Here is a 13,415-nt window from a genome sequence, read left to right as displayed (position 1 = left end):
TAAAGCTAAAAAATATCAGGTTTTATTTAAAATGATAAACTTAATTTTAACTATTTCAGGAAATTTTTATCAAATTCGCTTTAAGATTTTACGAGCTCTGGCTTGATAACCAGCACTTTTGTTAGGTGCGCTTTGCACTAAAATATTTTTTAATTCTGGGTAAATCCATTTTTTGTCATTATCCTTTCCCAAATAATAAAGACACTGCATAGCGGGAACTTGGCAGGCAACTTTTTGTTCGGTGATTAGCCAATCAAAACTGCACTCGGTAATTATTTTCAGTTGTTCTTCGATTAAAATATTTGATACAATGCCGAAGGTTTTCATAAAATGATAATGGCAAAGCATTTCGCAAATTTTTGCAGAAGACCGTAGTGCCGAGTGGTTTTTAATATTGGGAAGTTGTTCAAAAAACAGCCTTTTGTACTTAAAAAAATATTTAGGTTTATACTGGCAGATAATTTCCATAACATAGGCAGACTGAACTAAAAGTTCGCTTTCCTCATTAAAACACCATTGCAAGGTTTCACGAACGTAGTGTGGTTTTTTGGTTATCCAAAAAGCAATTTCCAATCGCTTTTTGCTGCGACTATCAACCTCCATCAATTTTTCTTTTAAATCTTCGGGTAGCATAATCTTTATTTTAAAAGTTCAACAACCTTTGGAACACCGGTGGAAGCTTTTTCAGCAAAAACGATGATTCTTTTATTTTCTGAAATTGTAGGTTTTGGATCAACAAAATATATTTTCGCATCCTGTTTTGCATATTGTACCAAGCCTGCAGCTGGATAAACTTGCATCGAAGTTCCTACAATAATAATTGCGTCTGCTTTTTCTACCACTTCGGCTGCAACTTCAATCATTGGCACCATTTCGCCAAACCAGACTATATGCGGTCTCAATTGATGGTGGTGTTCGCAAAAATCGCCGAGATTCAAATCTTTTTTCCAATCAAAAACTAAATCTTCATCAAATGTGCTTCTTACTTTTAATAGCTCACCGTGAAGATGAATAACATTTGTGCTGCCCGCCCTTTCGTGCAGATCGTCTACATTTTGAGTAATAATAGTTAGATCGTGGGTTTTCTCAAGCTCTGCCAAAGCAATATGTGCGGCGTTTGGTTGCGCGGTTAATAGTTGTCGTCGCCTCTGATTGTAAAAATCGAGCACTGCAGCGGGATTGCGCGCAAAACCTTCGGGCGAAGCAACCTCCATAACATCGTGGCCTTCCCACAAACCATCGCTATCTCTAAAAGTTTTAATTCCGCTTTCGGCGCTTACGCCAGCGCCTGTTAATACTGCAATTTTCATTTTCAAAATATTTAGTGACTAAGTTATTCAAAATTGCTCATTTCAGAAACAAACCATTAAACTAATAACTTTTATCTTAGCCGAGTGAAATCGAAATCGAAAAGGAAATCGATTTTTTCGAATAACTCAATAACCCACTCAACTTGGATTTAAAACTTTTAGAACATCTTAAAACCTACCTTACCGAAAACCGTAATACTCGTTTTAAAAATGTGCTTTCGGAGCGGACGCGTCATTTTACAGTAGTTACCGAAGATGTTTACCAGCTTCACAATACCAGCGCCGTTATGCGTACCTGCGATGTTTTTGGTATTCAGGATCTGCATGTGGTGGAAGAAAAAGTGAGTAAGCGCATCGATAAAGAAATTGCGATGGGGGCACAAAAATGGGTCGATTTTAAAAGATACCATTCAATAAATGATTGCATAAAAACCTTGAAAAGTTCCGGTTACCAAATTATCGCAACAACGCCACACGAAAACTCTACAATGCTCCACGAGTTTGATGTTTCAAAAAAGAGTGCCTTTTTCTTCGGAAAAGAGAGTGATGGTTTGAGCGATACAGTGATGAATGCTGCAGACGGTTTTTTGAAAATCCCAATGTATGGTTTCACTGAGAGTTTGAATATTTCGGTTTCCGCAGCAATTATTTTGCAAAGCGTGGTTTCAAAAATGAAACAGAGTGATGTAAACTGGCAACTTTCTGAAGAAGAAGTATTTGAAATTGAAATGGAGTGGATGAAGAAAACTATTAAGGCTTCTGATGAGATTATTGAGAGGTATAATCTTGAAAAATCCAAATGAAAAATTCAATGTTCAAAATTTAAAAATTTTTATCTCAAATCTCAAATCTCAAATCTCACGTCACACATCTAAAATCTAATATCTAAATAAATGAAACTCGTCTTCGCCACCCATAACAAAAACAAATTTATAGAAGTAAAAGCCATGCTTCCGCACCACTTAGAATTACTAAGTCTGGACGATATTGGCTGCAATGAAGACATTGAAGAAACTGCAGACACTATCGAGGGGAACGCCATTCTGAAAGCAAACTATGTGCGCGATAATTATAAACTAGATTGCTTTGCAGATGATACTGGATTGGAAGTAAATTCGCTCAATAATGAACCCGGAGTTTACAGCGCGCGTTACGCGGGTGCATCAAACAATTCTGAAGAAAATATTAAAAAGTTACTGAAAAATCTACAAGGGAAAGAGGACAGAAGCGCACGTTTTAAAACAGCCATCGCGCTTTCTATGAACCATTCAGAAATTATGTTTTTAGGAATTTGTGAAGGTGAAATCACCAAAGATCTTCGCGGAGAATCTGGATTCGGCTACGACCCAATCTTCCAACCTAAAGGTTTTGAAACAACTTTCGCAGAAATGACGTTGCAGCAAAAAAGCGAAATAGGTCACCGTGGCAAGGCCATGCGACAGTTGATTGATTACCTCTCAAAATAAGTGGCAGTTGCAGTACAAAGTTAGAAACCCCAAAATTTTCTAATACGTTAATCCAAAAACAAATTTAAAGGCACTCGGGTTCCTAAATAAAAATGAAATCGACGTTGTTCGTCTACTATGTTATTTGCACCGTAAAGAACGCCGCCGTCAATACTCAATATTTCTCTAATTCTGTATTGTATTGCAAGTTTTACTAGACCATCTATTGCCTTATAGTTTATTGGTTCCACATCATTTACACCTTCAAAAGACGGTTTGTTCAAAATAAAACCAACGCCGATTCCCAAATTAAAATGCAAGTTTGAATTACCTATTTCTACCCCAACAGTTGGGATTAAATTAATGCTTTGAAAAGTATTATCGCCATAATTTGGAGAGGAGGTAGCCACATAAAAAAGATCTGCGGCATAGGAAAATGTATTCTCGGTATAATAAGCCGCATAACCCCCAAAGGCAATATGGCTGTCGCTTTCGGTGGTTGTTGTTCCATAATCTGTATTATTGTCACCCACAACTATTTTGCTTCTGTCCTCAAAAGTAAAGGCTGTACGGTGATACTGCACCAAAGGTCCAATTTCAAAAGTTTGGGAAATGGCCAAAAGAGAATTTAAAACAATCCCTAGCATTATTATACGCTTTATCATAATTACAATTTAAATGAATCGGTTTTTGTTCAAAAATAGAAATACTAAAGGTATTATTTAGATATTTTTTTAATGACTGAATATTGTCATTTAAATTGCCGATTTGATACAAGATTTTTTCTGTTTCAAAATAAATTGCCAACTATAACTGTTGAATGAAAACTTTACGTTACTTTTGCGCCCTTGAAAAATCTTAGGTCGAACGACATTAGATTTCAAAGAAAGTCCTCAGGGTGAGGAGTGTTATAGTGAAGCTGTCCGATTTTTTATATGTCCAGTCGCTTCCCGTTAGCACACATATAAAAAATAATATTATAAAAAATGACAGCATTTAAAGCACTCGGCTTAGAAGAGAATCTTCTAAAAGCCATCGCCGACTTGGGTTTTGAAACCCCATCAGAAGTACAGGCAAAAGCAATTCCAATTCTTTTAGATCGCGAAACCGATATGGTTTCACTAGCGCAAACAGGAACAGGTAAAACTGCAGCATTTGGTTTCCCAATGTTGCAAAAAATTGATGTAAACAGTCGTACAACTCAAGGTCTTATCCTTTCGCCAACACGCGAACTTTGTCTTCAGATTACAAATGAAATGATTGCTTATGGTAAATATATGCCAGGCCTTAACGTTACCGCTGTTTATGGTGGTGCGAGTATAACAGACCAAGCGCGTCAAATTAAAAGAGGCTCGCAAATAATTGTTGCCACTCCTGGTCGTATGAAAGATATGATTGGCCGTGGTTTGGTTGATATTTCAAAAATTGAATACTGCGTGCTTGATGAGGCCGATGAAATGCTCAACATGGGCTTTTATGAAGACATCACCGAAATTCTTTCACATTCGCCAAAAGATAAAAGCACCTGGCTTTTTAGCGCAACGATGCCGAAAGAAGTTTCTTCAATTGCGAAAAAATTTATGAATACGCCCGTTGAAATCACGGTTGGAACCAAAAACGTAGGTTCTGATCAAGTTTCACACGAGTATTATTTAGTGAATGCTCGCGACCGTTATAGCGCTTTAAAGCGTTTAGCAGATGCGAACCCAAATATATTCTCAGTAATTTTCTGTAGAACAAAACGCGATACTCAAAAAGTTGCTGAACTACTTATTGAAGATGGCTACAACGCAGCTGCACTACACGGCGATTTAAGCCAAGGTCAGCGCGATATGGTAATGAAATCTTTCCGTTCACGCCAAATACAGATGCTTGTTGCAACAGATGTTGCCGCACGTGGAATTGATGTAGACGATATTACACACGTAATAAACTACCAATTGCCAGACGAAACTGAAATCTATACGCACCGTAGTGGTCGTACAGGACGTGCAGGAAAGACTGGAGTTTCTATGGTAATCGTTTCGAAAAGTGAAGTGCGTAAAATACACACTATCGAAAAGATGATCCAAAAGAAATTCGTTTCTAAGGAAATTCCTTCAGGAATGGAAATCTGTGAAGTACAGATGTTTCATTTAGCAAACAACATTAAAGACACTGCAATAAATCCTGAGATAAACCCATACCTTCCAAATATAAACGAAGTATTGGAAGATTTTTCTAAAGAGGAACTTATTAAAAAAGTGTTTTCAGTAGAATTTACACGTTTCTTGAATTACTACAAGAATAGTAAAGATTTAAATATTTCTGGCGAACGCAACTTCTCAGATGAAGGTTCAAAAGATAGTACGCGTTATTTCTTAAACATCGGTAGCAAAGACGATTTTGATTGGATGAGTTTGAAGGATTTCCTTCGCGATTTACTTCAACTAGGAAAAGATGATGTTTATAAAGTTGATGTAAAAGACAGTTTCTCATTCTTTAATACTGATACAACACACCAAGAAGTGGTGATGGGTATTTTTAAAGACTTTAAACTCGAAGGAAGACAAATCAACATTGAAATTTCTAAAGATACCGGTCGTGGCGGCAGAAGCAGCGGCGGTGGCGGCGGCGGAAGAGACCGTAGCAAAAGAAGAGGCGAAAGAAGCGACCGAGGCGATAGAAGTGGAGACCGTGGTGATCGCGGAGACAGAGGAGACAGAAAAGGTGGCTTCAAAAAACGTAGCAGTGGTGCTAGTGGTGGAGACAAACCAGCTTTTAAAGGTAAAAGTCGCAGAAGTAGCGACCGTCCAGATAGCAAAGGAACTGGCGGCAGACGCAGAAGAAAAGAGTAAGAAGCTTATGAGTTTTTAAGTTTAGTTTTAAATATACTATTCGTTATTACTCTACGCATTCGCATTCAATCTCAAAAGATTAAACTTTCGTTCATCTTTTGAGTCTATATAAGTATATTTACGGGCCTTTTATAACGAGGCCCGTTTTTTGTTAAAACTTATGGCAACCTTCAATTTTCTGCAGGAATACATATTGGAAAACGAGCGTGTGCGGCTAATTCCGCTACACTATCACGATATGGATAAAATTCTGCATTTCTCAGAGAATGAGCCAGAAATTTGGAAGTATTCGCTGCAACCAGCAAATGGTTTGGAAAATTTAAAAATCTACATAGATTTGGCATTGCGCGGAAGAAAAGAGGAAGTAACATATCCTTTTCTAGTTTTCGACAAACGCACCCAACAAATTGCAGGAAGTACGCGTTTCTACGATTTTCAGAAAAACAACAACACAATTCAACTTGGCTACACTTGGTACGGCAATGCTTTTCAAGGCACCGGGCTAAACAAACAGTGCAAAATGCTAATGCTGGATTTTGCTTTTGAAAATCTTGAACTAGATCGTGTAGAATTTCGTGCAGATGCTAACAACGAACGCAGTATAGCCGCAATAAAAAGTATAGGTTGCACCGTAGAAGGAATTTTGCGCAGCAATTGTACCGCTCCCAATGGCAGAAGAGACAGTATTGTATTAAGTATTTTAAAAAACGAATGGTTCGGCGGGGTAAAAGAAACCTTGAAGGCTAAAATTGAAAAAGAATCAAACATATCGTTCCAATAAATTTTTCTGTATATTAAACATTTTATGAAAAAGTATATTCTCTTTATTGCCCTACTTGCAATTGCCGTAAATTCCTTTGCGCAAGATAATAATCTTATTAAAGGAACCGTAATGAACGATGCGGACGACAAGCTTATGGAAAACGTGAACATCGTAAATCTGAATCAGGTAAAAGGAACCACGACCAACGAAAAAGGAGAATTCGAAATTATGGCGGCAGTAAACGACACCCTGTTTTTCTCGTACCTTGGTTTTAAATCACTTCGCGTTCGCGTAACAAATGACTGGTTAAAATTTGGCGACATTAAAGTGAAGATGACTGAGCTTGGTATTGCGTTGGAAGAAGTCGTGATTAGACCTGTACAACTTACGGGTTATGTAGAAATTGACGCAAAATTAATACCTATTTACGACAATTACCGTTACCGAATTTCTGGGCTTAGTACCGGCTACGAAGGCGGAAGTAACCAACCTGGCGCAGTTAGCAAAGTTTTAAGTTCCATTTTCAATCCTGCAGATTTTCTTTATAATGTCTTCGGAAAACGACCGCGACAGATGAAAAAACTCCGCCAAATGAAGGAAGACGACGAAATTAGAAACCTTCTTCAAAGCAAGTTCGATCGTGAAACATTAATGGCCGTATTGCAACTAGAACGTGCAGACATTGATGAAATACTGAACAAATGCAGCTATTCTAAAGACTTTATTCGCACGGCAAACGATCTTCAAATTCTCGATGCAATTAGTGGTTGTTATGAAGAATACAAGATTTTGAATAGGGATAAATAGTAACTTTCTACTTTCTTTAACAAGATTCAATTTCATTAAAAGTATTTTTAATGAAAATTGATTCCATGAAAGAAATTATTACTATCCAGCGCAATTTCTTCAACACGCACAAAACTAAAAATCTACACTTTAGAAGAGCGCAACTCAAAACCCTTCAACAGGCTTTGGAGCAAAATGAAGATTTGCTGCACGAAGCCATTTACAAAGACTTCAAAAAGTCAGTATTCGATAATTATTCCACAGAAATTTCGCTTCTTTATAAAGACATTAAAGAAGCCAGAAGCAATATTTTTAAATGGGCAGCTAAGAAAAAGGTTCCTACAGGAATTCTAAATTTTCCTGCTTCCAGCTATATTATTCCAGAACCATTGGGCGTTTGCTTAGTTATAGGCGCGTGGAATTATCCGTACCAACTTTCTTTCGCCCCAGTAATTGCGGCAATAGCTGCTGGAAATACAGTAGTTTTAAAACCTAGTGAACTACCAACGCACACTGCAGCTGCAATGGCTAAAATTGTAAAGGAAAATTTCGACCCAGCTTTTTTCACTGTGGTTGAAGGTGGCGTAGCAGAAACCCAAGAACTATTAAAGCAAAAATTCGACAAGATATTTTTCACGGGAAGCACTAAAGTAGGCAAGATAGTCTACAAAGCTGCCGCCGAAAACTTAACTCCCGTAACTTTAGAACTCGGCGGAAAAAGCCCAGCAATAGTAACGGAAAGCTGCAATTTAAAAGTTTCAGTAAAACGAATTGTTTGGGGAAAATTTCTAAATGCAGGGCAAACATGTATTGCACCAGATTATGTTTTGGTTCATAAAAGTATTGAGAAGGAATTTCTTGAACAAACGAAGCAAGAAATTAAAAGTCAGCATTTTGCATTTGAAAATGATAATTATCTTCAAATTATAAACGACGCTAATTTTGAGCGGCTCACCAAAATGCTTCAGCCGGAAAAAATTTATTTCGGCGGCGAAACAAATGCGCAATCTCGTTACATTCAGCCTACAATAATGCAAAATGTAAGGATGGACGATGCGGTTATGCAGGAAGAAATCTTCGGCCCAATCCTTCCGATTCTCACTTATGAAACTATTGAAGATGCTATCGCCATTGTAAACAGCCTTCCCAAACCTTTATCGTGCTATCTTTTCACTAAAAGCAGTTCTATAAAAAAGAAAATTTTAAAAGAAATCTCTTTTGGTGGTGGCGCCATTAACGAAACTGTGATGCATATTACTAACTCCAACTTACCTTTTGGTGGGGTAGGAAATAGTGGTATTGGCAACTACCACGGCGAGGCAGGTTTCAAAACTTTTACACATTACAAAAGCGTGATGGATAAACCAACTTGGCTTGATCCATCCATTCGTTATTCTCCGCATACCCCTTTTAGATTGAAGTTGATGCGCTGGTTTTTGAAGTTTTAAATGTGAAATTCATTTTTTAAGCAAAAGCTATCTTTTTAAATTTCACTAACTTACCGAGCAGAATCACAAACCCACTACCAATGAAAAAGTTTTACATATTTCTATTAATCCTCAGCACACAATTCGCTTTCGCTCAAATACGTTTTCAAAATATCCCTGAAAACGCAGTATATCCCGAGAGTTTAGCAGTTGAAACAATTACTGCAAACATAGCCTATCAAGGTTATGAAGAAACCCAAGCTTATTTTGGCCAAGGTGAATATGAAATCTATTTAGATAATGTTGATGGCATTTTAGATAATCCCATTATTGTATTGGATGGCTTCGATCCGGGTGACGGTCGAGATATTCCTGGCCTTTATGCGAGCTTAAGTTTTGGTGGACAAAACATGGCAGACATTTTACGAAATGAGGGTTATGATATTGTAATTCTAAACGCTCCGGTTTATACCACTGATGGTAAAACCATTGACGGCGGCGGTGATTATATTCTGCGTAACGCCATGGTTCTAGTTGCTATGATTGAGCAATTAAATGCAGACAAAGTTGGCGATAACGAACTCGTAGTACTTGGCCCAAGTATGGGTGGGCTGATTGCGCGCTATGCGCTTTCGTATATGGAAAGCAATAGCCTCGACCCTGAAACAAGACTTTATATTTCGTTTGATTCGCCACATCGCGGCGCAAATATTCCGATAAGTGTTCAGTATTTGATAAACTATTTTGCAGAACAAGTGGGTGATCCCACCGCACAACAGGTTGTTGACCAATTATTAAATTCGCCAGCTGCTAAAGAAATGCTTACAGATCATTTGCTTGGCCATCTTTTGGCGGGATCCACTTATGAGCAGGACCCAACAAAAGTATTGCCCTTGGGAGCTCCCGGTTTTAGAAATGAATTTCAGGCTGAACTCGATGCACTTGGTTTCCCCAGTTCCGTAAGAAATGTAACAATGATTAACGGCAGCGGAAATGGTACTACTACTGCTAGCCCCGGTATCACGATTGTTGATACCAACCTCGAAATAGATGCTTTTACAGATGTAGATGTTGCGCTTAAATTTACGCCATTGGCAAATCAGACCAACACGGTTACCGATGTTACTGTAAACTTTTTTGGCGCTCCAGTTGACACTTACCAAACAACGTCGCGGGCACCAACTAATACAGATGGTGTGGACAGCGCACCAGGTGGGACGGGTAGCATCAGCGATGCCCTTGGCGATGGTGGCGGCAACCCAGTGCTGATAGATTTTATTGACGCACTGCAACAAGATTTATATTCTTTTATACCTACAATGAGTTCTTTGGCGATTGATAATCCAGATTGGTTTGCAATTCCAAATTTAAGCGATTCACCTTTTGTGAATTTTTACATTCCCACCGAAAATGAAGACCACGTAACCGTAACTGCGGCAAGTGCCCAATTTGCTTTAGACGAAATACGAAATGGTGTATTATCGGTTGGCGAAAATCAATTTATCAATCAATTTATTCTTGCGCAAAACCCTGTTGAAAAAACTATCAATATTGTAATTCCGAATAACACTTCAGCAAAAAATCTAACAACCACGGTTTTCAGTATTACTGGGCAAAAACTTATGCAAAATACTTGGGCGAACGCAAGCGGAAAAATAACTTGGAATCATAATCTATCTCAAGGAATTTATTTGTTGAAACTGGAAGAAGGTACTTTTGTGCAAACCATAAAAATGATCGTTGAGTAATCAGTTTTAATTTATGAAGAAATATTTTTTAGCCGCGGCTATTGGTTTCGGGCTTCTATCGTGTGCTCCAAAAAAACAGAATGTTATTGCGATTGATGTGTTATTAATCCCTTCGGAAGAAATGAATGTGCAGGCGCTTCAGCTTAATTCACTTATTAAAAACAACAATCCTGAAACAATTAGGCTGGACGAAAAGCATGTGCCGCATATTACATTATTGCAGTGTTTTATAAATGAAAGCGATTTGTCGAAAGTGAATACAGCTTTGGAAGGTTTGTTTGAAAATATTAAAGATGACAGTTTAAAGGCAGAAAGTCTTTTTTATTACGAAGACAAAGCAGAAAGTTTTTCGATGATTCGCGTTGAAAATTCAGCGCCATTGATGGAAATTCACAAAAAAACAATCGAACTTTTAAAACCTTTTAATGTAAGTAACGGCACCGAAAAATCGTTTGTACAAAACCCTGATGGCAGTTCGATAAGTGAATCTACCGTAGAATATGTTCCAAATTTTGTGGAGAAATACAGTTATGAAAATTTTGACCCACACATAAGTCTTGGGGTGGCGCAAACAATACTTTTAGACAGCTTAGCACAAAATGTTTTCAAAGCGATACAATTTAAAGCAGCTTCTATGAGCGTATACCAATTAGGCGATCACGGTACGGCGCAGAAATTACTTTGGACTTCGAAATGATCATTATTCCACATTTTTCATAAAAAAAGCACGTGATAAAACTCACGTGCTTTTTTGGTATTTATGTAATCTTACTTTTTAAATTTTTTCGAGTGCTGCTTTAATAAAAGTGTCACCTTTCAAAATTTCGAAGGTTTTATTTTTTGCAACTGAATCTTCCAGCGAGCCCACTAATGTTTCAGCTACATCGCGACGGGAAATTTCACCGCTTTTATTGAGTTTATCGGCTATTTCAATTTTTCCGTTTCCATCGTCATTTGTCAGAGCACCGGGACGTACAATCGTGTATTCCATACCTAATTGTTTCAGATGTTCGTCTGCGTTGTGTTTGGCCTTTAAATAATCTTTTAAATCTGAAGCTTCTTCGGGATTATCAGCTCCCATAGAGCTTAGCATTACAAATTTCTTTACTCCGTATTTTTTAGATGCATCCATTAGCTTTTTTGCACCGTCCTGATCTACTTCTTTAACTTTGTTTCCGCCTGAGCCAGCTGCAAAGATTACGCGATCTATGCCTTTTGTTGTTTGGCTTACATCTTTTTCAAGATCTGCAAGAATAGTTTTTACACCTTCATTTTTGAAATGCGAAACTTGTTCTTCATTTCGAACCATTGCAACAGGTTCATATTTATCAGAATTCTTTAAAATTGAAATTATCTTTTTCCCCGTGGTACCGTTGGCACCTGCTACTAATATTTTTTCCATAGCTACAATATATAGCTAGATTAACGCGTAGTTATAATATTTCACATTCTTTAACCCTTAAAAAGCCATCTTTTATAGCTTTGTTAACTTACTACAGCCTTGAAGCAATTAAATCTTGGTCGGCGTTTTCCTCAAAATCTGCTAAACCCAAAGTATTCAGAAAATCATTTGTAAAAACTTTCGCCATTTCTTTGGATAAAAAACTGCTTCGATGCTCTTTCCAAACTTTTACATTAGTACCGTACATTTTCGTTGCCAGTCCGGGAAATGCCCAATTTGCATTTTTCCCCCAATGTAAAGTGAAAGGGATATTGTTTTTTTGAAGAGTTTCGATAATTCGTTTTCCATAATTTTCGAGACTCATAAGATTGCCAGATTCGGTCCAAAGCACGCCGTCTATTTCTAGCATACACGTAATAGGAAATCTAGAAAAGGCCAACGTGGCATCAGATTTTTTCACAAAACGCATCGCAAAAATTCCGGGTATTGGCCCCTCTTTTTTAGTCATCGCGCTAACAACCTCCAACGCTTTCGCACTATCTTTAATATCTACGCCTACGGAACACGCGAAGGCGGGGCCTTGATAGGCAGCATCCCAAAAAGTTTCGTATAAAGTTCCAATGGTTTCTTCGTCGACTGCTGGAAGAATTGTTTTCTCCAGTCTTTTTATAAACCACGGAATACTTGCGGGAAAGCTTTCACTTATTTTTATCAATAGATAAATCAAATCTCGATAGATAGATTGCTGTATTTTTGTAAACGGATCGGGATAGGGTAATTTATAAGGTTTTTTATACATTACTTCCACCACATATTTACTTTCATCGGTGTATGGATTCATAAAAACCTTGTAATGATAAGGGCGCAAAGGCTTTCCGGCTGCATCAACTTCGCCATTAATTTTAAAAGTAGAATTTTTAAAATCCATTGTTCTCGCCAGCTCCAAGGCTACATTTTTATCTATTTTACGCACATATCTTTTTAATAGAAAAATATTTTCGGCTTCAAGCAGCACGCCGTGTATAAAGCCGAAGGAGCCCAATCCCACCAAGGCTGCGTTAAATAAATCATCATTGCGAATTACTTTTGAGTTTAATTTTTGCGCAAAAGCATTGTTAAGACCTGGCTTGGTGTGCCGTTCCAAATAAATATTGTCTTCTGGCTTTGGTCCGATTATTAAATTGAGCCCAACCACGTAATCTTGTACAGACCCAACATCTAAAGCTGAACCGTGAACCCCTGTTGATATACAGCCAACAATTGTCTGCCCATTACTGGCGCCAGTAGTTTTTAGCGATTTACCGTGTTCTTCCAGCTTTTGGGAAATTTCTTTAATTGTATTTCCGCATTCAAAGAAATATAGATTTTCCGCATCAAAAGGAGATTGAGGATGCAAGTCTGTAGGGAAAATATTAATGTCTAAATTCATTAAATTGTTTTGGTGCACACGGTCTTTTTGATGTGCAATGCTAGACATAGACCAGCGCGATCCGTAGGCTCTAAACCCTTCGTTGTTATCGCTGCTATCTTTCAGAAGCCTTTGTATTTCAAGGGCAACATCGTTGTAACGATCTATTGTGGACGGCATGTTCGCCTTCCCTTCAAGCCTAGTTATATAGAGTTTCTTTAATGGGAAGGGTCCATTTTTATGAAGTGTATCCCATTCGGTTTTATTGAAAACGGTAGTTGTAGCCATA

Annotated in this window: 13 protein-coding genes; 8 read left to right on the top strand and 5 right to left on the bottom strand. The window is 37.8% G+C overall.

The window, feature by feature from the left end; genetic code table 11:
- Positions 1–69 precede the first annotated feature (69 nt).
- Both AC3RVF_RS04900 and AC3RVF_RS04895 read right to left on the bottom strand, forming a co-directional pair.
- Positions 70–633 (bottom strand): hypothetical protein, encoded by a 564-nt coding sequence (locus tag AC3RVF_RS04900; RefSeq protein ID WP_489692907.1) that lies wholly within the window; start codon positions 631–633, stop codon positions 70–72.
- Between the two features lie 5 nt (positions 634–638).
- A complete protein-coding gene (locus AC3RVF_RS04895; RefSeq protein ID WP_489692906.1) occupies positions 639–1,310 on the bottom strand; it encodes an SIR2 family NAD-dependent protein deacylase in 672 nt (223 codons plus the stop codon).
- Positions 1,311–1,453: 143 nt separating this feature from the next.
- On the opposite strand from AC3RVF_RS04895, the gene AC3RVF_RS04890 reads away from it, so the two are divergent.
- Together AC3RVF_RS04890 and AC3RVF_RS04885 are read left to right on the top strand one after the other, a co-directional pair.
- The gene (locus AC3RVF_RS04890) at positions 1,454–2,113 is read left to right on the top strand and encodes a TrmH family RNA methyltransferase (RefSeq protein WP_489692905.1); all 660 of its coding nucleotides are present in this window, start codon (positions 1,454–1,456) and stop codon (positions 2,111–2,113) included.
- 90 nt (positions 2,114–2,203) lie between these two features.
- On the top strand, positions 2,204–2,776 hold the full coding sequence (locus tag AC3RVF_RS04885) for a non-canonical purine NTP diphosphatase (protein ID WP_489690822.1): 573 nt from the start codon (positions 2,204–2,206) through the stop codon (positions 2,774–2,776).
- Positions 2,777–2,823: 47 nt separating this feature from the next.
- On the opposite strand, the gene AC3RVF_RS04880 is transcribed toward AC3RVF_RS04885, so the two are convergent.
- Entirely contained in the window at positions 2,824–3,420 is a 597-nt protein-coding gene (locus AC3RVF_RS04880; protein WP_489692904.1) for a hypothetical protein, read from the bottom strand.
- 321 nt (positions 3,421–3,741) lie between these two features.
- Here AC3RVF_RS04880 and AC3RVF_RS04875 point away from each other — a divergent pair, with 321 nt between their 5' ends.
- The 6 genes from AC3RVF_RS04875 (at position 3,742) to AC3RVF_RS04850 (ending at position 11,013) form a co-directional block, all read left to right on the top strand.
- On the top strand, positions 3,742–5,592 hold the full coding sequence (locus tag AC3RVF_RS04875) for a DEAD/DEAH box helicase (protein ID WP_489690824.1): 1,851 nt from the start codon (positions 3,742–3,744) through the stop codon (positions 5,590–5,592).
- Positions 5,593–5,752: 160 nt separating this feature from the next.
- On the top strand, positions 5,753–6,373 hold the full coding sequence (locus tag AC3RVF_RS04870) for a GNAT family N-acetyltransferase (protein ID WP_489690825.1): 621 nt from the start codon (positions 5,753–5,755) through the stop codon (positions 6,371–6,373).
- 24 nt (positions 6,374–6,397) lie between these two features.
- Entirely contained in the window at positions 6,398–7,162 is a 765-nt protein-coding gene (locus AC3RVF_RS04865) for a carboxypeptidase-like regulatory domain-containing protein (RefSeq protein WP_489690826.1), read from the top strand.
- A gap of 50 nt (positions 7,163–7,212) precedes the next feature.
- On the top strand, positions 7,213–8,589 hold the full coding sequence (locus AC3RVF_RS04860; protein WP_489690827.1) for an aldehyde dehydrogenase: 1,377 nt from the start codon (positions 7,213–7,215) through the stop codon (positions 8,587–8,589).
- A gap of 80 nt (positions 8,590–8,669) precedes the next feature.
- The gene (locus AC3RVF_RS04855) at positions 8,670–10,316 is read left to right on the top strand and encodes a T9SS type A sorting domain-containing protein (protein WP_489690828.1); all 1,647 of its coding nucleotides are present in this window, start codon (positions 8,670–8,672) and stop codon (positions 10,314–10,316) included.
- Positions 10,317–10,329: 13 nt separating this feature from the next.
- Entirely contained in the window at positions 10,330–11,013 is a 684-nt protein-coding gene (locus AC3RVF_RS04850) for a 2'-5' RNA ligase family protein (RefSeq protein WP_489690829.1), read from the top strand.
- A gap of 78 nt (positions 11,014–11,091) precedes the next feature.
- Here AC3RVF_RS04850 and AC3RVF_RS04845 read toward each other — a convergent pair whose 3' ends face one another.
- Positions 11,092–11,718 (bottom strand): SDR family oxidoreductase, encoded by a 627-nt coding sequence (locus AC3RVF_RS04845; RefSeq protein ID WP_489690830.1) that lies wholly within the window; start codon positions 11,716–11,718, stop codon positions 11,092–11,094.
- Between the two features lie 91 nt (positions 11,719–11,809).
- Entirely contained in the window at positions 11,810–13,414 is a 1,605-nt protein-coding gene (locus AC3RVF_RS04840) for an FAD-linked oxidase (RefSeq protein ID WP_489690831.1), read from the bottom strand.
- Position 13,415: the final 1 nt, after the last annotated feature.

The organism is Aequorivita sp. IT1183 (assembly GCF_058068265.1).
Note: the sequence above shows the minus strand (reverse complement) of the source record. Positions and strands in the feature narration are given on the sequence as shown.